19 protein-coding genes are annotated in these 19544 nt (G+C 43.5%); 10 read left to right on the top strand and 9 right to left on the bottom strand.

From position 1 onward, the window contains the following. Positions 1–300 precede the first annotated feature (300 nt). The gene (locus B2863_RS10390; protein WP_165598186.1) at positions 301–657 is read left to right on the top strand and encodes a hypothetical protein; all 357 of its coding nucleotides are present in this window, start codon (positions 301–303) and stop codon (positions 655–657) included. 246 nt (positions 658–903) lie between these two features. On the opposite strand, the gene B2863_RS10385 is transcribed toward B2863_RS10390, so the two are convergent. The 5 genes from B2863_RS10385 to rpmI all read right to left on the bottom strand — a co-directional run bounded on the left by B2863_RS10385 (position 904) and on the right by rpmI (position 6092). Next, the gene (locus B2863_RS10385; RefSeq protein ID WP_057761935.1) at positions 904–1203 is read right to left on the bottom strand and encodes an integration host factor subunit alpha; all 300 of its coding nucleotides are present in this window, start codon (positions 1201–1203) and stop codon (positions 904–906) included. A gap of 215 nt (positions 1204–1418) precedes the next feature. Then, positions 1419–3830: a phenylalanine--tRNA ligase subunit beta gene (gene pheT / locus B2863_RS10380; protein WP_296210156.1), complete on the bottom strand. Its 2412-nt coding sequence runs from the start codon at positions 3828–3830 to the stop codon at positions 1419–1421. A 189-nt stretch (positions 3831–4019) separates the two neighbouring features. Then, on the bottom strand, positions 4020–5075 hold the full coding sequence (gene pheS / locus B2863_RS10375; protein WP_296210153.1) for a phenylalanine--tRNA ligase subunit alpha: 1056 nt from the start codon (positions 5073–5075) through the stop codon (positions 4020–4022). Between the two features lie 327 nt (positions 5076–5402). Continuing rightward, positions 5403–5759 (bottom strand): 50S ribosomal protein L20, encoded by a 357-nt coding sequence (rplT, locus tag B2863_RS10370; RefSeq protein ID WP_011281252.1) that lies wholly within the window; start codon positions 5757–5759, stop codon positions 5403–5405. 135 nt (positions 5760–5894) lie between these two features. Continuing rightward, on the bottom strand, positions 5895–6092 hold the full coding sequence (gene rpmI, locus B2863_RS10365; protein WP_057761939.1) for a 50S ribosomal protein L35: 198 nt from the start codon (positions 6090–6092) through the stop codon (positions 5895–5897). A gap of 435 nt (positions 6093–6527) precedes the next feature. On the opposite strand from rpmI, the gene B2863_RS10360 reads away from it, so the two are divergent. The 7 genes from B2863_RS10360 to B2863_RS10330 all read left to right on the top strand — a co-directional run bounded on the left by B2863_RS10360 (position 6528) and on the right by B2863_RS10330 (position 12925). Beyond that, positions 6528–6971, top strand: a complete 444-nt coding sequence (locus B2863_RS10360; protein WP_102093896.1) for an acyl-CoA thioesterase — start codon at positions 6528–6530, stop codon at positions 6969–6971. Between the two features lie 170 nt (positions 6972–7141). Beyond that, positions 7142–7999, top strand: coding sequence for a phosphoribosyl-AMP cyclohydrolase (gene hisI / locus B2863_RS10355; protein ID WP_296210150.1), 858 nt, complete (start codon positions 7142–7144; stop codon positions 7997–7999). A 205-nt stretch (positions 8000–8204) separates the two neighbouring features. Next, positions 8205–8444, top strand: a complete 240-nt coding sequence (tatA, locus tag B2863_RS10350) for a Sec-independent protein translocase subunit TatA (RefSeq protein WP_057761945.1) — start codon at positions 8205–8207, stop codon at positions 8442–8444. A 26-nt stretch (positions 8445–8470) separates the two neighbouring features. After that, positions 8471–9166: a Sec-independent protein translocase protein TatB gene (tatB, locus tag B2863_RS10345; protein ID WP_296210147.1), complete on the top strand. Its 696-nt coding sequence runs from the start codon at positions 8471–8473 to the stop codon at positions 9164–9166. After that, positions 9166–10098 carry a twin-arginine translocase subunit TatC gene (gene tatC / locus B2863_RS10340; protein ID WP_296210144.1) on the top strand — a complete coding sequence of 311 codons (933 nt, stop codon included), beginning with the start codon at positions 9166–9168 and terminating at the stop codon, positions 10096–10098. Before tatB ends, tatC begins: the two co-directional genes overlap by 1 nt. Before the next feature lie 217 nt (positions 10099–10315). Next, positions 10316–11815: a UvrD-helicase domain-containing protein gene (locus tag B2863_RS10335; protein WP_179799124.1), complete on the top strand. Its 1500-nt coding sequence runs from the start codon at positions 10316–10318 to the stop codon at positions 11813–11815. Between the two features lie 75 nt (positions 11816–11890). Beyond that, positions 11891–12925 carry a tRNA dihydrouridine synthase gene (locus B2863_RS10330; RefSeq protein ID WP_296210138.1) on the top strand — a complete coding sequence of 345 codons (1035 nt, stop codon included), beginning with the start codon at positions 11891–11893 and terminating at the stop codon, positions 12923–12925. Positions 12926–12970: 45 nt separating this feature from the next. Here the strand turns inward: B2863_RS10330 and B2863_RS10325 are convergent, their stop codons facing one another. Together B2863_RS10325 and B2863_RS10320 are read right to left on the bottom strand one after the other, a co-directional pair. Then, positions 12971–13399, bottom strand: a complete 429-nt coding sequence (locus B2863_RS10325; RefSeq protein WP_414706936.1) for an MAPEG family protein — start codon at positions 13397–13399, stop codon at positions 12971–12973. Between the two features lie 11 nt (positions 13400–13410). Further along, complete coding sequence (locus B2863_RS10320) at positions 13411–13824, bottom strand: OsmC family protein (protein WP_201549050.1); 414 nt, start codon at positions 13822–13824, stop codon at positions 13411–13413. Positions 13825–14299: 475 nt separating this feature from the next. Here B2863_RS10320 and B2863_RS10315 point away from each other — a divergent pair, with 475 nt between their 5' ends. Then, positions 14300–14818: an RNA pyrophosphohydrolase gene (locus B2863_RS10315; protein WP_057761956.1), complete on the top strand. Its 519-nt coding sequence runs from the start codon at positions 14300–14302 to the stop codon at positions 14816–14818. A gap of 91 nt (positions 14819–14909) precedes the next feature. On the opposite strand, the gene B2863_RS10310 is transcribed toward B2863_RS10315, so the two are convergent. Both B2863_RS10310 and B2863_RS10305 read right to left on the bottom strand, forming a co-directional pair. Further along, the gene (locus tag B2863_RS10310; RefSeq protein ID WP_296210127.1) at positions 14910–15731 is read right to left on the bottom strand and encodes an NRDE family protein; all 822 of its coding nucleotides are present in this window, start codon (positions 15729–15731) and stop codon (positions 14910–14912) included. Positions 15732–15840: 109 nt separating this feature from the next. Then, complete coding sequence (locus tag B2863_RS10305) at positions 15841–17493, bottom strand: DUF4139 domain-containing protein (RefSeq protein ID WP_296210123.1); 1653 nt, start codon at positions 17491–17493, stop codon at positions 15841–15843. A gap of 412 nt (positions 17494–17905) precedes the next feature. Between B2863_RS10305 and urtA the strand changes: the two genes are divergently transcribed. Continuing rightward, a complete protein-coding gene (urtA, locus tag B2863_RS10300; RefSeq protein ID WP_296210120.1) occupies positions 17906–19258 on the top strand; it encodes an urea ABC transporter substrate-binding protein in 1353 nt (450 codons plus the stop codon). Positions 19259–19544 lie beyond the last annotated feature (286 nt).

The raw sequence follows: 19544 nt of genomic DNA, 5'->3' as shown, positions 1-19544 counted from the left end.
ATATCGAAAATTCGAGACAAAAAATGAGAACTAAAAGAGGTCTTAATCCCTCTGATGTCATTGATTATACGTCGATTAATCTAGCCTCTTGTATTAAAAAGTATATCGAATAGAGAAAGTAAAATATTATTTTAAATTTTATTGTTACTTAATTGTACAGGCTATTTCTATTTACTTAGAAAACCTATAGAATGCGTGGAAGCTGAGTAGCTGTGACTAAGACTAGTTGAATTCTGGGAAATCTCGGATTTCGACCTTTGTTGCTGCTACTGCTCATTTCATTTTTCCGGAGAAAACCATATGAAACTTAAATTACTTGCTCTAGCTGGTATCATGACTGCAACTATGGGCCTTACTGCCTGTGATAGCAGCAAAGAAAACGCTGCTGAAGATTTATCTGACGCGCAAGAAGAAGTGCAAGACGCTTCTGAAGAGCTAAACGAAGCTGCTGCTGAAGGCGAAATGACTGCTGATGCTGACGCTGCTGTTGCTGGCGCTGAAGCTGACATCGCTGATGCTCAAGAAGCAACTGCTACTGACGAAATGGACGCTGAAGTTCCTGTAGACGGCGACACCACTAGCGTAGACGTAGCTAGCGAAACTGATACTGCTGCTGTTGAAGCTTCTGACGAAGTAGTAGTTGAAGAAGCTCAGTAATTTATTGTTCATACAATAGATAAACTGTAGTAAAAAAAAGAGAGCCTATGCTCTCTTTTTTTATGTCTATTATTTATGATTTTAGTAGGTTTCTACTTTATAGATAACTCTAATATGCGATGCGTGCTGCAATATCGAAATACATAGATGTACGCAAAAATAACTAAGTGCAAATACGCACTAGCATTCTTATAAACTCACGATAAAACAGACACACTATCGTTCAGCGCAGTGCCAAACTAGGTATTAGCTATCAAACAAACGCTCGTCAACCTTCTGACGAAATTTCTGCCCTGTCTTAAAAGTAACCACACGGCGCGCGGATACTGCAACAGGCTCCCCTGTTTTCGGGTTACGGCCTGGACGGCTGTTTTTATCTTTAAGCTCAAAGTTGCCAAAGCCTGAAAGCTTGACCTCTTTGCCATCAATCAAACTCTCTGACAGCTCATCAAAAAAGTTCTCCACCAGACAGCGGCCTTCTTGGCGTGTTAGGTTTAGGTGACTCATTAAATGCTCAATCATGTCAGATTTGGTTAAGGTGCTCACAGTACGACTCCTATGCTATGTCGTGATGTCGAATATCATGGTTTAGCGGTATGAGGGTTAAGGCTAGCTATTATAAAGGTTTTTTGACCATTTTTTAACAAAGTCTTCATTAAAATCCTTTATTAATAACCACTTAACTTATTCTATGAATAGCAATGCTCCGTAGCCTCATGGTAAAAAGACTACAGAGCATTGGGTATAATACTTACTAAATGTTAGCTGTCGCGCAGCTGTACAGAATGCTGGTCAGTTAGCGCTTGTACCACTTTATCTGTGACAGTCTTGACGGCTTCGTCAGACAATGTTTGCGTACTATCTTGCCATATCAGTGCAAACGCTAGTGAGCGCTGACCTGCTGGTACTTTGTCACCTTGATAAACATCAAATAACCAAAAATCAGTTAACAAATCACCTGCCGCAGTTCGCACCGTTGTCTCTAGTGTTTGCAAACTGATGTCACTGTCTACCAAGATAGCAATATCGCGGCGTACTTGCGGGAATTTGCTTGGTGTCGTGATAGCATGCTGCTCACGTGCAATCGTCAATAGCGGTGCCAGTGACAATTGAGCGACCCATGTAGTCGGCAGATCTAACTGCTTAGCAGTATTTGGGTGCAACTGACCCAACCAACCAACGTATATATCATCGATGTATAACTCAGCGCTTTGTCCTGGATGCAGGAAACTCAGCGTACTACGCTCATAGCGGATACGTGCGCTATCGATTTGTGCTGGTAATAGCTGCTCAATATCATGCTTTAGGTCATAAAAATCTAAGGCGCGGTTTTGATAAGCTTGCTCGCTCCATATATCACCAACTGCGACTAAAGCAATACTTGGCGTTTGTACTAAGTCACTAATACTTTGTCCAACAAAGCTAAGACCCGTTTCAAAAAAACGTACGCGCGGCTGCTGACGATTCAAGTTATATTGAACGCAAGGCAGTAGGCTCGATAGCAAGGTACGACGCATAACGGCTAAATCACTAGAGATAGGGTTTGCCAGTGCCAACACCTCCCCTAGCGCTTCGTCGTCAAGCAATGCTTCTAGTTTTGCATCACTAAAGCTAAAGCTAATCGCTTCCATATAGCCGTTGTCGACTAATGATAGCTTCATCTCATGCGTCAAATCTGCAGTATCATCATAATCCATACTGACTTGCAAATGTGGCAGGACGCTTGGAATATTGTCGTAGCCATAGATACGAGCAATCTCTTCGATTAAGTCTTCTTTGATACTCATATCAAAACGATAAGATGGTGGCTTACAAATCAGTGAATCGCTCTGCTGCTCTACGTCAAAACCCAGTTGGGTCAAGATACGTACCATCTCAGATGGCTCAATATCAATCCCAATGACATCACGAACTTTCGCGATTGGCAATGTAATCGGTGCGCGTGCTGGCAAATGCTCAAGGTTTTCGGCCGTGACTATTTGACCTGCTTCCCCGCCAGTAATACTGGTGATTAAATCACAAGCTCGTGCCAACGCCAATGCTGGCAATTCAAAGTCGACGCCGCGCTCAAAACGCTGTGATGCGTCCGTATGTAGCCCAAAACGGCGTGCGCGCGCAGCGATAGCGAGCTGATTAAAGAAAGCACTTTCTACAACGATATTGGTAGTGCTATCAGTGACACTGCTACGCTGACCACCCATAATACCAGCCAGTGCCAAGGCACCTTTATCATCAGCAATCACAAGCTCATCACCCGTCAAGGTAACGGTTTGCTCATTCAGCAAAGTAATGGTTTCATCAGGCTGTGCCAAACGTACAACGATATCACCTTCGATCGTGTCTGCGTCAAACGCATGTAACGGTTGACCCAATTCCATCAATACATAGTTGGTCACATCGACCAAGAAGTTGTGTGAACGTAGTCCTGACTGTACCAGCGCATCTTGCATCCATTTCGGAGTATCAATGCTACGATCAATATTGCGAATCGATTGCAACAGATAGCGAGGACACGCTTCCTTTGCATCGACTGTCACAGCTGGCGTTGCAGCAGTGCCAGCTGTATTGGCCGAGATTTCTGGCATTTGTACAGGTAAGTCGTTGATGACAGATATTTCACGAGCGATACCACGTACGCTAAAGCAATCACCACGGTTTGGGGTGATAGAGATATCCAATATTTGATTATCTAAACCTAGATATTCGCGAATATCTGTACCAACTGGTGCATCTTCAGGCAGCTCAAGCAAGCCATCTATATCATCGACTAAATCAATTTCAGAAGCGCCGCATAGCATGCCGTTTGAGGCAACACCGCGTAGTTTGCTTTTTTTAATTTTAAAGCCCGCTTTACCATTACTAGCGTCATCGCTTGGTAATACCGCACCAACGGTAGCAACCGGTGCTTTCATACCGACGGTCACATTGGGCGCGCCGCAGACAATTTGTAGCGGCTCAGCATCACCGGTATTTACCTGAGTGACACGTAATTTATCTGCATCAGGATGCTGCTCAACGCTGATGACTTCACCGACAACCACACCGCTAAAAGCACGGGCAACCGCATAGCGATCATCAATCTCAAGACCTGCCATAGTCAACTGTTCGGCTAACTGTTCGCTAGTATTTGTAGGGTTTACCCACTGACGTAGCCACTGTTCGCTAATTTTCATAAATATCTCGGATCAGAATTTTATAATAAAGATGTTGGAGTAAAGCTTGGCGAATTCACTTGCTATAGTCAATCCTATATAAATTAGATACAGCGTCAGGCTCGTTCAGTCTACGATTTGTAGCACTTTCACTCGCCTTCCGTGCATCTAAAATAAATTAAACTGACTATAATAGTTATAAGGAAAACTCTAGCCAAATTGCTTTAAGAAGCGCACGTCATTTTGGAAAAACAAACGCAAGTCATCAATACCGTAATACAGCATCGCAAAGCGCTCGATACCCATACCAAAAGCAAAGCCAGTGTATTTGTCGCTATCGATACCGCAATTGGTCAATACCTGTGGATGTACCATGCCGCAGCCCATCACTTCAAGCCACTTGCCATTGTCATCTAAGATATCCACTTCTGCAGACGGCTCAGTGAACGGGAAGAACGAAGGACGGAAACGTACGGTCAGCTCTTTGGCAAAAAACGCTTCTAGAAACTCACTGATTAAACCTTTTAGCTCAGCAAAAGTGCTCGACTCGGTGACCATAAGGCCTTCTAGCTGATGGAACATCGGCGAATGAGTTTGGTCTGAATCATTACGATAAACACGGCCTGGGCAAATGATGCGAATCGGCGGCTCATTTTTTTCCATGGTACGAATCTGGACAGGACTGGTATGCGTACGCAGTAGATAATGCGCATCAAAATAAAAGGTATCGTGCATCGCGCGCGCAGGATGGTGCGACGGGATATTCAACGCTTCAAAATTATAGTAGTCGCTCTCGACTTCAGGACCGGTTGCGACATTGAAACCCGCTTGAATAAAGTACTGCTGCATACGCTGAGTAATCATAGTTACTGGATGCAGATGACCTTTTTGACCACCGCGAGCAGGCAAAGTAATATCAATGCTCTCGGCCTCCAACTTGGCATTGAGCGCTGCGACTTCTAGTTGTTGCTGTTTATCGGTTAATGCTTGCTGAATGCGACTACGCACTTGATGTAACCAGCCGCCATAAGTTTTTTTATCATCAGCATCGAGCTTGCCCATCTGCTTTGACCAGCCCGTTAATGGACTCTTTTTACCAGTCAATTGCACACGCAAATCTTGCAGTGTACGCGCATCAGTTACTTGTAGGATTAGAGCTTCAGCAGCACTCGAAAATTCGGTAAGCTGAGCTTCGTTGAGCTCATTGAGCTCTGAAGACAAGGTCGGTAGCGCCGACAAGTCGTTGGTGGCAGCAGGGTTAGTCATAAGACGCATTATTCCTGATTTGAACGGACTATTAATTGTAGGGATTTGACTAAATATTGCAAACCATTTATCCAGTTATGTTTATATAAAAGATTAATATAAAGGCTGGTTATAAGAATGGCTTGAATATTTAGACGATGATAAGCGTATTTTTGCTCTACAAAGTTCAATATAGAGCACGCTTAAAATAATTTAATATAAAAAAAGCCACCGACCAGCGGTAGCTTTTATTAATATCATACTATTAATCAATATTAGTCCTATCCATTTAGACAATTGCTTATAAATAATTATTTAAAAGCATCATACCTAAAGGACGGTTAATATTTAGGCCAATTCCGCTTTTGCTTTTTCGACCAATGCTGTGAAAGTCGCTGCATCATGCATAGCGATGTCTGCTAGAACGCGACGATCGATTGCGATGTTTGCTTTTTTCATGCCATTGATAAAGCGGCTATAGCTTAAGCCGTTTAAGCGTGCACCAGCATTGATACGTGCGATCCAAAGACGACGGAAAGTACGTTTCTTGTTGCGACGGTCACGATAAGCATATTGACCAGCTTTGGTCACTGCCTGTACCGCTACGCGGTAAACACGTGAACGGGCACCGTAGTAGCCTTTTGCGCGCTTTAAGATTTTTTTGTGACGGCGATTTGCCTGTACACCACGTTTTACACGGGCCATAATTTACTCCAAGATTTTTTAATCACTGTTAAGCGAGTGATGATGCCGTTAAATAACAAACATCATTGTCAGATTGCAAAGTCAAATATCATTTCATCAGATAGTTTTCAATCAAAGATAGATGACAGTAGGCTATTAGATGTATGGGCACATACGACGAACTGCTGCTTCGTCAGATTTATGTACCAACTTAAGACCACGCAATTGGCGAATACGCTTAGCTGATTTCTTGGTCAAAATATGGCTTTTGAATGCTTGCTTACGCTTGAAGCCATTCGCTGTTTTTTTGAAGCGTTTAGCTGCGCCGCTTCTGGTTTTCATCTTAACTTTCATGATGATTTGCCTCTTTTTCTGTTTTAGAACCTGGTCGTCAAATAGTCATACTGAATAATCGTTATATAAATAACCACTAAAACTCTATTTGCCTCGAGGTGGGAGGCGCTATTTTAGCAGATAGTGCCTTGTTTTGCCAAGTAAAGTTTTGGCGAGGTTTTAGTAGACAATATAGACAAGTAATCAGCATCAAATAAGCGATAGCAGCTCTCTTAAAAGCCTTAATAAAACGGCTGATTTTTATCCAAATAGATTGAATGTCAGCCTAAGCTGTGCTTAAGTAGAGACTGAGCTATATCTTTATATAAATACTATTAAAACCCGCTTTTTCACCATGAATACTTAGGCTGTAATGTATAGCTATAACGATAACAGTGCTGCTAACCTACGGCATGATAAATAGAACCATATTTGGCCATCACTCTAGGAGATAGTGTGTCAAAACAAGAGTTAGTATTCGACGACGACTTGTTTGTTTTTGAGACAGTGATGCGTGTGCGTCATACGGAAGCCGACGCAGGACAACACATGACGGTCGAATCTCTGACAGCGCTATTGTCCGAAGCACGGCTAAGGTTTCTATACGCTAAAGGTGTCAAAGAAATCAACGCAGACCATCAAGGCTTGATTATTGATAAATTGCAGCTAGATATTGTGAGCCGTATCCGCGTACGAGAAGAGTTGTTATTTGAAGTTGGTGTTGAGCCAATATATGATAATGGCGGTAATATAATCCTAAAAGTCACACGGATGCACACGGGCGAGATAGTAGCAAAAGCGCGCCAGCATTTTAGAGGTTACGACTTTAACCTCAATAAAGTGACTAAGCTTGATAACACGATCAAAGAAGCGCTGTATCCGCATTTATTTAGACTGTAGAATCGCTTGTTATAAATAGTATGCTGTCATTTAGCATAGTTGCACTCTATAGCACATTTAGTTGACATCATATTGCAGAGCATTTCAGATAATCTCCCCGCTTTAATCATAAGTAGTATAATTGCTTATCACTCTTTTTCACTTTCTACCTATAAGACGACAAATACATTATGACTTTACCTGCTTGGCTGACTGCCGTAACTTTTAATGATGATGGTTTGATTCCTGCAATTACTCAAGATCATCAGACAGGTCGTATTTTGATGATGGCGTGGATGAATGCAGAAGCATTACAGCTCACTGCACAAACACAGACAGCGGTTTATTTTTCACGCTCACGTGCCAAGCTGTGGCATAAAGGTGAGTCATCAGGCCATACACAAACTGTGCATGATATTCGTCTAGACTGTGATGCAGATGTGATTGTGCTTAGTGTCACTCAGGCTGGTGGCATTGCTTGCCATACAGGACGTGAGTCTTGCTTTTATCAACGTCTGGATTTATCAGGTCAAACGCCTGAATGGCAGACCGTCGATAAAGTATTAAAAGACCCTGCGGATATTTATCAGTTTCATGAATCTACTAGCGACACTCATGAAACTGAAAACACTGGCGCGAATACTGACTCGGATACTATCCAGGCACAACCTGATATTGCTCAAGCACAAGTCGATAAAGCCTCTGTACTACAGCAGCTTGATAGCGTATTAGCAGAGCGCAAACAAGCCGATGCCGACAGCTCTTATGTGGCCAGTCTATATGCTAAAGGATTAAATAAGATATTAGAAAAAGTTGGTGAAGAGAGCACAGAGAGTATCATCGCTGCCAAAGATTTTGCTAACTGCGATGAGAGTACAGACAAAGCAAGCTACGATGAAGCGCGTCATGAGCTGATCTATGAAGTCGCCGATGTCTGGTTCCATACCTTGGTTGGGCTAGCATGGTTTGATATAGAGTCGGATGCTGTGTTAAACGAGCTAGGCAGACGTTTTGGGTTATCCGGTATCGATGAAAAAGCCGCTAGATAAGCCTAAATAAAAAATAAACGTCTATTTTATTAGATTATTGTTGCTTTCACCTATTTGTAATAAGTGCAGGTTATAATATAGCTCTGTTTTATCTCGCATTATATGTCGATGCTTTTTGTTTGCTAGATAGACCTTTTTGCAAACTAAAAGCAGGCATATAAAGACTGAAAACCAAGTCACAAAACCAAGTCACAAGGATACCATTATGGGTAGTTTTTCTATTACACATTGGCTGATACTATTGGTCGTTGTCGTTGTCGTGTTTGGCACCTCAAAACTCAGAAATGCTGGTAAAGATTTGGGCGGTGCTGTCAAAGGCTTTAAAGAAGCTGTTAAAGATGAAAATACAGAGCATGCCAAAAAACACGCGGTTCTTGACCACGATGCAACGGCACACACTGAAGAGCGCTCAACCACCAAGGTTGATGATAAGCATAACGTATAGCATCTAAACAGTGACATCGGACCATTATGTTTGATATCGGGTTTTCTGAACTACTCCTCTTTGGCGTTATCGCCCTAATCGTACTGGGCCCAGAAAAACTGCCGCAGGCAGCGCGCACAGCTGGGCAATGGTACGCCAAAATTCGCCGCACAGTCTCAACATTGCAGTCTGAAATAGAGGCTGAGCTTGACTTGGCTGAGACGCGTCAGCAAATGCAAAAAGAGCTCGCCAAAATTCGCCAGACCGAAGCGGAAATGAGGCGTGAGATGGCTGAAATGCGCGGCAATATGAAAGCTTTTGAAAGCTCACATAGTCCTGCTTCGATAGCTTCTGAAGCATCTACGAATGCTGAAAACAGCAAGGGTGACGAAGCTCATAAAAATAGCCACATACAAAAACAGCCGTCAGCCACGCCAAAAGCGTTCGACTATGCTTATACCACTGACGAGCAGCCAGATACATTAGAAAACGGTCAATTATCGAAGCGTGGTCACAGCGGTGACAATATAGATGATGCAAATGTGAGCGATAATGCCAAGGCAGCGCCAGTTGTTCAGACCATCACTACCCGACCGTGGGAAAATATGTGGTTTCGACTTGGTGCTTATGACAAAGCACGTCGGCTCCCAATGCCACCATATGTGCCAAACTATAAAGCGGATGCCTTACTCAACAGTCCTACCAACATGCAGACTTCTGACCATAAACAGGAGACTGATTGATGTCATTATTCAAGCGCAAAAAAAGTCGTCAAGAGAAAATCGCTGTTTCTGCCATTACTGACCAAGATGTTATTGCTCAAGAAGCTATTGATCAAACCACCTTTAATAAAGACACTCTTAATCAAGATACTTCAGCAACGACCAATACCACTCAAGATAAAAAATCAGATGATGTTTTAAGCCCTTTGGCTGATATGCCTATTACCGAGCATTTGATTGAGCTGCGTCGGCATTTGATCAAAATATGTGTGGCAGTACTGATAATATTTTTAGGTTTAGTTGGATATTCGCGCGAGCTATACAACTTTTTATCTGACCCACTGGTTGCGCAGTTACCCGCCAATTCGACCATGATTGCCACCGATATCACGTCAAACTTTATGGCACCGATACGTCTGACCGTATTCGTAGCCGCGTTTTTGGCGATGCCCTATATCCTTTATCAAATTTGGTCATTTGTAGCGCCCGGTCTGTATAAAAAAGAAAAGAAAATCGCCATTCCAGTGCTGCTATCCTCTATATTTCTGTTTTATGCTGGTGTGGCTTTTTCTTACTTTATTGTGCTCAAAGGGGTCTTAAAGTTCTTCATTATGTTTGCCCCGCAAAACGTACTACCCATGACGGATATCGACAGCTATCTTAGTTTTGCCTTAAAATTATTTATGGTATTCGGCTTAACGTTTGAAATTCCAGTCGTTACTTTGCTATTGATATTGGCAGGTATTGTCTCCATTCAGAGCTTAGAAGAAAAACGTCGTTATATCATTGTGGGCTGTTTTGCTGTGGCTGCCGTTGTCACGCCGCCCGATGGCGTATCGATGCTCATGCTAGCGATTCCGATGTGGTTGTTGTTTGAGCTTGGTTTGTTTTTGGCAAAGATTTTAATCAAAGAAGAGCCCAGTCCTACTCTCGTGTCGACAAATAAAGAATAAAACACTTACCAGTCTAATCCAGACTAAAATAAAGTTATTGATTACATATAGCTATGCGTTAAACTACCATTACACCGTTTTATTCTTGCCTCATTAGTAAGCTGATTGCTTACTATCACGCTTTAGCATCACCCTCATCTATAAGCCATTGTTTACCCAGTGGCTTTTTTTGCCCCTTTTGTTTTTAATTCAATTTTTGTATTTAGGTAGCTTTATTATGTCCGCATCTATGCCAGCTTATATGAGCGATCCCACTGACGAGCAGCTGAGCGCGCTGAATATGGCGATGGATCACAAGTCGTTTAAAGTGGTCGCTTATGCGGGTGCCGGTAAGACAACGACGCTCAAGCTAATCGGTGAGCGCTTACGTGGCCGCGGACTATATCTGGCCTTTAACAAAGCGATTGCCAATGATGCTCGTTCAAAGTTTCCACCGCATGTAGAATGCCGTACTTTTCACTCATTAGCTTATCGTCATGTCGCTCGTGATATTACCGCCAAGCTATCTTTGCCACGCTTTTCACCCAAGCGCCTCGGTGATGATTTGGGACTACAGCCTGTGCAAGTACGTCGACAAATGGATGGGATCAATAAATACATCACGCTGACACCCGCACGATTGTCTCGGTTCGTCAGCGACGCGGTCAGTAATTTCTGTAGTACGCATGCTAGCTACCCTGCGCCAAGGCACATACTTTTCCCAAGCTGGCTCGATGACTCAGATGCGGAACAGCTACGCGAGATGCTCTACCCTGCTGTTGAGCAGCGTTGGTTACAGTCGATTGATGCGCGTCACCCTGCTGGTATTGGCCATGATATTTATCTCAAGCTGTGGGCACTATCTAAGCCTAGTATTCCAGCGGACTTTATCTTATTTGATGAAGCACAGGATGCCGACCCATTGATGATGGGTATCTTGACGCAGCAGTCGAGACAAGTCATCTATGTGGGCGACGCGCATCAGCAGATTTATGAATGGCGCGGCGCAGTCAATGCCATGAAAAAGTTGCCATTACCGCAGACATTATTGACGCAGTCTTTTCGCTTTGGCGAGCCGATTGCAGAAGTGGCCAATACTCTATTAAAAGCACTACAAGAGGACGTACCGCTAAAAGGCAATCCGAATAAGCAGTCCTCTACCGATAAGGGTATGGTACATAGTAAGAAAGATGCTATTTTGTGCCGTACCAATGCTGCTGCCATGTCACAACTGTTGACAGGGCTAAAGCACGGGCATCGCGTGGCGCTACAAGCGGATACCGATCGTATGCTCAAATTCTGTCAAGCAGCCGAAAACTTAAAAAACGGTAAATCAGCTTACGGTGTACCTGAGCTGGCTTATTTTTATAACTGGGGTGATGTGCAAGAGTACGCCGAAACCAATGAGGGTAGTGATCTCAAAACACTGGTCAAGCTCGTCGATGACCACGGTACCAACGTCTTGAGCCAAGCGGTCAATAGTCTCACCAGTATCGAAAATGCGGATTACGTCATCTCTACCGCGCATAAAGCCAAAGGGCTTGAATGGGGAAAAGTGCAGTTAGATGATGATTTTTACTACGATGTGACCACCAATGCGGTCAAGATCAGTCCAGAAGAGCTGCGTTTGCTCTATGTCGCTTGTACTCGCGCGCAAAGCAATTTGGATATTCACAATATTAAAGACTTGATATCAGGATTACAGACGGGCAAAAAAGTGATTTTTGGTAATACTTAATTACCCTACACCTCGGTCAGCTTCAAGTTTTATTCAATCTCTCTTATAACGACCCTTTAGCAGTGAATCACCAGCATGAATAATAGCCAGCAACTTCAAACGCGTCAAAATACTATTAACCAGTTATTTGCAGCTCCCGTGCGTTTGCTCGCGCCTATGGAGGGCTTAACCGATCCATTAATGCGTCAAATCTTAACTCAAATTGCGTCTGACTTGGGTCGTCCTTATGATTGGTCGGTTAGTGAGTTTATTCGTATCACTCAGCACGTCTTGCCTGCACACGTGTTTTATAAATATGTGCCTGAGCTACATCATGATGCCAAAACGGCCTCTAGTACGCCTATTCATGTACAAATTCTGGGTAGCGAAGCACAGCTTATGGCCGAAAACGCCGCGTACGCTTGTGAGCTTGGCGCGCCTGCTATCGACATCAACTTTGGCTGTCCTGCAAAAACGGTCAATAGTCATCGCGGTGGTTCTGTATTATTAGATGAACCTGAAACAATGTATCAGATTATCAGTGCCGTACGCCAAGCCGTTCCCGCCCATATACCAGTATCAGCTAAGATTCGTCTGGGCTATACCGACACTAGCCGAATGGATGATATTCGCGGCGCGATTGCTTCTAGCGGTGCTGATTGGCTAACCATCCATGCACGCACTAAGACCCAAGGCTATAAGCCGCCCGCCTATTGGGACAAAATTCAAAGTTTTAATGCGCTCGATATTCCAGTCATTGCCAATGGAGAAATTTGGAACTTTGAGCATGCGCAAAACTGTATGACACAAGCAGGTACATCGCATTTGATGTTAGGTCGCGGCGCAGTAACGCGTCCTGATTTAGTGGCACAGGTTGATAATGATACTGAAAACAGTACTGACAGCGTAGAGAATATGGCTACATTGTCATGGCAAGATTTGATTGCCCATCAGATTAAGTTTTTGGAAGGTGAGGCAAAGAACGACGTGGTGTTAGTCGGACGCTATAAGCAATGGCTAGGTATGCTCACCAAAGGCTATGTTGAGGCGCAAACAATGTGGGAAGGTATCAAACGAGAGAAAAATAAAGCGGTGATTATTAGCGCCCTACAAGCAAGCGTACGAGATTAATCACCTGCTTGTATTTGAGCGTTTCGGTAGTTACGGGTATTTTTACTATACACTGACTCGTATCGCTAAATAAAATAGCATTAGACAACATGCCATTGATAGTACCCAGAGGATAGAGCGGAACATTGCCAAATTAGTAATATACGCCACACAAAAACCAATTCGTATCATCACATACAACCAAGCCAATACGTTAATAATCGACTGCGGCACAAAGAACAGCATAGCGACTATCACCGCCGCCAAAAACACTGGCAAGGTTTCATAGCTGTTTTGCTGTGCTGCATTAGCACGTGCTGCCATGCCTGTCGCATTTTGAAAAAATTCGCGAGGATGTGCATTATTTCTGATTCTAAAGCCACCAGATACTTTTGCAACGACTGACACCGCCCATGGCAGTAGACTTGCTACCACCATGGCTAAAATGGCAGACGCCACTTTATCAGTTACCAACTCAAAGAATGCACTTATCATTATATAAGTCCCTAGCCTGCAACCACTTCAAAGTCATGGGTGATATTGACCCCACCTGCTACTAACATACGGCTGGCAGAACAGTATTTTTCTGCTGATAACTGGATGGCTTTTTCGACTTGTTTTTCTTTGACCTCTTGACCAGTGACAATGAAATGCATATGAATATCGGTATAGACCGCTGGTACGGTTTCAGCGCGCTGGGCGGTTAGCTCACAACGTACATCCGTCACTGCTTGGCGTGATTTCTGTAAAATCTCTACGACATCATAACTGGCGCAACCACCTAGTCCTAGCAAAATCAGCTCCATCGGGCTTGAGCCTTTTTCTTTATCAGCATCGATTTGTACATTATGTCCTGATGGTGACACACCCATAAAGGCTTTATTCTCTTGCCATATGACGCTTGCTTTTGATTCTGACATTGTAGATGTTCCTTATTTTAAATGGCGTATTGCCTATTATTATTGTGTGAATGGTATATTGCCCAGCTAGTGTAGCATAAGCCAAAGCAAGATTTTATAGGCTCATTGTTTTGCTGTTAGCTCGCCAGTGAAATCTATGCTTTTACCACTTTATATATATCAGAATATTGAAGTTCGATAGTTTACTGAATAATCGTATGTCCATCCGCCTATTACTCCTCTTCAACACTTGCCTAAAAATGCCATATAAAAACCTACAAAAGTTTGCTTATAAATAGTTGATTTTAAAAGGTAAAACTCGTGAAACATTTTATAGCAAAATACTGTTACACATTTTGCTTGTTTCTTGGTTTAATAACGGTAATGAATCTTGTTTTGAGCGAATATCGATAACAATCACCTTATAATAATTACGATTGCTGTCACGGTTTCAAGTCAAAACAAGCTATTTTTAAACAAATTAAAAGGTTTAGTCATGATAGATGCAGACGGCTTTCGCGCCAACGTCGGCATCATCTTGGCAAATACACAAGGGCAGGTTCTGTGGGCAAAACGTATTGGTCACAACGCTTGGCAATTTCCGCAGGGTGGTATCGACCGCGGGGAGACGCCGATGGATGCAATGTATCGTGAGCTCTGGGAAGAGGTCGGCTTACATCCGCGTCACGTAGACTTATTGGCAGTCACGCAAGACTGGTTGCGCTATCGTTTGCCAAAACGTTATGTACGTCATGGTCAGCATCCCTTATGTATTGGGCAAAAACAAAAATGGTTTTTGCTACGCTTAGATGAGCCAAATACTCAACATATCCGCTTTGATGAAGGGAAACCTGAATTTGACCATTGGCAATGGGTCAGCTACTGGTATCCACTCGGACAAGTGATTCACTTTAAACGAGGCGTTTATCGTCGTGCCTTGCAAGAATTGGTACGCGAACTCCCGCTAAAGCAAGAGCTGATCATTCCTGAGCAAAATAACCACCTGCTGATGTAATGAATCACTCAATAGTACAATTCAAAACACCCACGATAGTAGCTAGAATGTTAGCAATTACCGTGGGTGTTTTTTTATTATCTATTAACGGTCACTTTGAATGACTGTCAAACTCTCGGCTAATAATATTAGCAATACAATCTGCATCGCTCTCTTTGCGCAACGTTAAGATGCTTTGAGTGCGGGTACCATAAGTAGGTTTGCTGGTTTTGGTATCGCCAAAAGCGACGGGTTCAATATAAATAGACGATAACATCTGCTCCACTTCAAATGCCACGCCAGTAATAGGCAGTTTGTCTTCTGGTGCTTTGATACTATCTGACAAGACATTAAAAGCCGCCGCTTGCCAGTACGCAGGCGAACTATCCTCCGCAATCAATGGCAGCACTTCTTGACGTAGTCGCCCGCGCAACCGCTCTGTCTTAAACCAGCTGTCCTCTGGTTGTCCGTTAGAGATAACATGTAGACCTGCATATAATGGCGTGGGTGCATGACCACGATTATTGACGATCACAGCTTGCACAGCATCACCAATAATCAGATTAAAACCCGCATAATCTTGCAAATCAATCTGCCGTGCAAAATCCATTGGACTTAGAGTCCCTGTCAAGAATTCAGTGACCAGTGCACCACGTGAGCGCTCATCACTGCTTGCTTGCACTCCATCACGAAAATTCAACACCGCAGCCCAACGACCATTTTGTTCATAATACTCTGGACTCTGCGCTGGCGATGCTTGCTGATGAATGCCTAACCACGTACCACTGCTTTGTTTATCACGTCCAGCATAAATAGGTTGGTCAGACCACTGGTGGAGCGGCTCAGTTGGGCGCTGCAAAAACTCATCACGGTTAGACAGTAGTACCAGCGGTAACTCATCAAATAATTGCCAAGCAATAGCGACAATACACATAGCTTTCCTTTATATAATCATTTTTGATATGCGGGTAATTCTTAATAGAGGCAAAGATATTATTTCAGACTTTACCTATTAATAAGGTAGCCTTTATAGATATTAATTATTAATTGCCAGTTAGCAATTTATTGGCAGGATAACTAATTTGAGAGGTTGAACGTATTACTTGTGATTGCTTACTTGGTAAGCCAAATTCCCACGCTACCATGCCTTGATTGTCATTCCAATCTCGCTCAGTTACAGGCGGCGTATGCGTCACCGCAACTTTTAAACTATCGTCACGACTGATAGGTTCACTGCCCAGTACTTGCAAGTGTACGCTACGATTGTGCTGATTGGTAAACTGATATGCTTTGGTGGTCGTCAGTGTTTGCGTACGGTTTAGCACACCTTTTTCACCTTGCTTATCTTCATTGGTCAGCTCTTTTACGAGCATATTTGAGTCACGACCAAATCCAATCCCCTGCTCTTTTAGCACTTGATAATTATAACGCGACTGACCCACATAATTGTCATCACGGTACAACTGTAGCGAACCATCGACCCAGTCCGGTGTCAAAAACGGCGCTGATGCATACCAGTAGGCAGCAGTCTCAACACTTGGCGTACTGCGAATCCAGAGCTTACTATTACCTGCCTGCTCCCCAATCACGGTTCGTACCCGTCTCCCGTCACTCGGAATACTGACCAACTGCGGTAAACGATACTCGATGATGCCATTCTTGTTTTGGCTACTGACCGCAAAATTAGGTAGCGGCGCCATAGCTGCCCCTGCTCCTTTGTTATAAGCAGGCTCTTCCATCATAACAGGGGACGCATCCATCATAGGTAGCTCACGTCTTACTCGAGCATCTTCGCTCTCTTCATACAATGACAGACGCTGCACATACGGCAGTTGCCCCGTCGTACTTTGATTGGGATTAACGGTACTAAGTGTTAGTGGTACGTTTGTCCAGTTCTCGCCAGTTTGCTGAGCAATAATCGCAGAGGCTGTGATACTTAATTGGTCACTATTTGTGTTTAGACGAGCTTGATACGCAGGCTCCCAACCTGCACCTTGCACTTGATAATGCAACTTAATACTAGTTGGCGAGCGGCTTGCCGTACGTACACTCACCTGTGTCACCTTGTTAAAGGTCGATGTCGCGCTGCCTGCCATGAGTTGGTTCAGTGCGTCTTGGGCACGCACTTGTCGCTGTTGAATCTCTAAAATTCTTTGGTTAATACTAGTCGCTTGAGTTTCTATATCGCGGGCATTATTGGCAATCGTGCTATCTGTATTGACTTGCGTGGCTTTGGTCAGATTTTGCAAGTAGGCCTTTGCTAATCGTGCAGCTTCTAACTCAGCATTGATATTGGCTAAGGTATTTTGCTGCGTCTGTACCTTGGCGTCACCTTGATATTGGCACTGGGCTGCCTGCTCACCTGTCAACTCTTCGATACTGACTTCCCCAACGTTGACACTACCTGTCGCCTGTACGCTTAGGCTTTCTTTATCCATATAAGGTGACAGGCACGAAAACACAACCGTTTGCTCACCGCTACCTGTGATAGGCAATGCGCGCGTCACGCTCGCCAGCCCCTGATAAATGGTCACTTGCTCGACGCTACTGGTGGCCGCTTGCGCCGAAGACAATCCCAAGATGCCACTACTACCAAGTACAAATGGCAGGATAGCAAATCTAGTCATTTGGTTAAGTGGTGATAATACGCTGCCATGGTCTGTTGAGACAGGCGAATCCGTTAATTGTGCGTTCATACATCATTCCTTAGCAGTAAAATCCATCATGGCAGCCACGCATTGGCTCAAAGCGCAAAATAGTAACTATCTTAGAGATATTACCGTAGCCGTTTTGCAGGTCTTTGGCAATAAATGCTTTTGACAGACAGCATTTTTAGTAAACAGCGCCTTTATCGATAAATCTCTTCATATGATAGCGATTCAATTTTAAAAATTTGGTTTTTAACATTGCACCATTTTTTTGTTCATCTCCCCTTTATGGTGCAATTTATTTACCATCCTGCACTAAATTAATGAATATATTAATCAGAACTTAATTATTGCTCAATTATTACTCTATTATTGGCTTTTTTAACTTGGCACGGAACTTGAACTCCTAATAGTTGTTCAGGAACATTATTTTACCTTTTGTATTTATTAGGAGATGTCCATGTTTTCGTTACCAATTTTAGCCAACACTCAAGTAGTAGACCCTCAATCACACGAAAAAATCAAATCACGTTTTTCGTTACTAGCGGTGGCCGTCGTTGGCAGCTTAAGTCTTATTGGTTGTCAAAAACCTGCCGAAACTGCAGCATCGACAGAGACAACCGCTGAAACCAGCACAGAAACAACCACCGAGCCTTCTGCTGATGGCGACACCATCAAAGTCGGCATATTACATTCGCTGTCTGGCACCATGGCCATCTCTGAAACCTCTCTAAAAGACACCGCGTTGATGACGATTGATGAAATCAATGCCAGTGGCGGCGTACTGGGTAAGCAGCTAGAACCAGTCGTCGTCGACCCTGCTTCTGATTGGCCATTGTTTGCTGAAAAAGCACGTCAGCTACTCACTCAAGACAAAGTAGATGTTATCTTTGGCGGTTGGACATCGGTATCACGCAAATCCGTATTACCTGTGGTTGAAGAGTTAAACGGATTGATGTTCTATCCAGTGCAGTACGAAGGACAAGAGCAATCAGAAAATATCTTTTATACTGGTGCGGCACCAAACCAGCAAGCCATTCCAGCAGTAGAGTACTTGATGAGTGAAGAAGGCGGCGGTGCAGAGCGCTTTGTATTATTGGGTACGGATTACGTCTATCCACGCACCACCAACCAGATTTTAAAGGCATTTTTGAAATCAAAAGGTGTGGCTGATGCAGACATCATGGAAGAGTACACACCATTTGGTTTCAGCAATTATCAAACCATCGTATCTAACGTCAAAAAATTCTCAACGGGCAAAAAGACCACGGTTATCTCGACCATCAATGGCGACTCAAACGTTCCGTTCTATCGTGAGCTTGCCAACCAAGGTATCAAAGCGTCAGATATTCCAGTCATGGCATTCTCAGTCGGTGAAGAAGAGCTACGCGGTATCGATACCAGTCTGCTACAAGGGCATTTGGCGGCGTGGAACTACTTCATGTCGATCAAAAACCCAACCAATAGCGCCTTTACCAAACGCTATAAGCAGTATGCATTGGACCAAAAACTACCGAATGCTGAAAAAGTCGTGACCAATGATCCAATGGAAGCTACTTATGTCGGTATCAACATGTGGAAGCAAGCTGTCGAAAAAGCAGGTACGACTGATGTCGATAAAGTACGTATTAGCATGGCGGGACAAACGTTCGATGCACCTTCTGGCTACACGCTAAAAATGGATGAAGAAAACCATCACCTATGGAAGCCTGTCATGATTGGTCAAATTCGTGCCGACGGACAGTTTGATACGATTTTCAAAACACCAGAAGTCATCCAAGCACAGCCATGGAGCGAGTACATTCCTAAATAGGCTACTCCCTAAATAAGACAGTTCTGAAAAAAAACATGGATAGTAATTGAATAGTAGGCGGATGGATAAACGATACCAATAACAATCCTAACGCCTACTTTTCACATTTATTTTCAACACTTATTCTTAACTTTTAAATAACACCAAACCTTATCAACTCTTCTATCGCTTAATCCGTTAAGTAGTAGTGGCTAAGGGTTTGTTGTCTGTGAAAAACAGGGAGCCGCACATGCAGCACCATACTTTACGCCCGTTTGTAGGGCCAACATCGTCCAAAAATGGAAAT

Origin of the sequence: Psychrobacter sp. UBA3480 (genome assembly GCF_002377945.1) — a bacterium.
GTDB lineage: Bacteria > Pseudomonadota > Gammaproteobacteria > Pseudomonadales > Moraxellaceae > Psychrobacter.
This window is presented reverse-complemented; position numbering and strand designations above follow the sequence as displayed.

Coding starts and splice junctions, on each gene's coding strand:
- B2863_RS10320 (WP_201549050.1), bottom strand. CDS start 13,824: ATGTCAGAATCAAAAGCAAGCGTCATATGGCAAGAGAATAAAGCCTTT.
- tatA (WP_057761945.1), top strand. CDS start 8,205: ATGGGTAGTTTTTCTATTACACATTGGCTGATACTATTGGTCGTTGTC.
- B2863_RS10325 (WP_414706936.1), bottom strand. CDS start 13,399: ATGATAAGTGCATTCTTTGAGTTGGTAACTGATAAAGTGGCGTCTGCC.
- hisI (WP_296210150.1), top strand. CDS start 7,142: ATGACTTTACCTGCTTGGCTGACTGCCGTAACTTTTAATGATGATGGT.
- B2863_RS10330 (WP_296210138.1), top strand. CDS start 11,891: ATGAATAATAGCCAGCAACTTCAAACGCGTCAAAATACTATTAACCAG.
- pheS (WP_296210153.1), bottom strand. CDS start 5,075: ATGACTAACCCTGCTGCCACCAACGACTTGTCGGCGCTACCGACCTTG.
- urtA (WP_296210120.1), top strand. CDS start 17,906: ATGTTTTCGTTACCAATTTTAGCCAACACTCAAGTAGTAGACCCTCAA.
- B2863_RS10390 (WP_165598186.1), top strand. CDS start 301: ATGAAACTTAAATTACTTGCTCTAGCTGGTATCATGACTGCAACTATG.
- tatB (WP_296210147.1), top strand. CDS start 8,471: ATGTTTGATATCGGGTTTTCTGAACTACTCCTCTTTGGCGTTATCGCC.
- rpmI (WP_057761939.1), bottom strand. CDS start 6,092: ATGAAAGTTAAGATGAAAACCAGAAGCGGCGCAGCTAAACGCTTCAAA.
- B2863_RS10305 (WP_296210123.1), bottom strand. CDS start 17,493: ATGAACGCACAATTAACGGATTCGCCTGTCTCAACAGACCATGGCAGC.
- tatC (WP_296210144.1), top strand. CDS start 9,166: ATGTCATTATTCAAGCGCAAAAAAAGTCGTCAAGAGAAAATCGCTGTT.
- pheT (WP_296210156.1), bottom strand. CDS start 3,830: ATGAAAATTAGCGAACAGTGGCTACGTCAGTGGGTAAACCCTACAAAT.
- B2863_RS10310 (WP_296210127.1), bottom strand. CDS start 15,731: ATGTGTATTGTCGCTATTGCTTGGCAATTATTTGATGAGTTACCGCTG.
- rplT (WP_011281252.1), bottom strand. CDS start 5,759: ATGGCCCGTGTAAAACGTGGTGTACAGGCAAATCGCCGTCACAAAAAA.
- B2863_RS10315 (WP_057761956.1), top strand. CDS start 14,300: ATGATAGATGCAGACGGCTTTCGCGCCAACGTCGGCATCATCTTGGCA.
- B2863_RS10335 (WP_179799124.1), top strand. CDS start 10,316: ATGTCCGCATCTATGCCAGCTTATATGAGCGATCCCACTGACGAGCAG.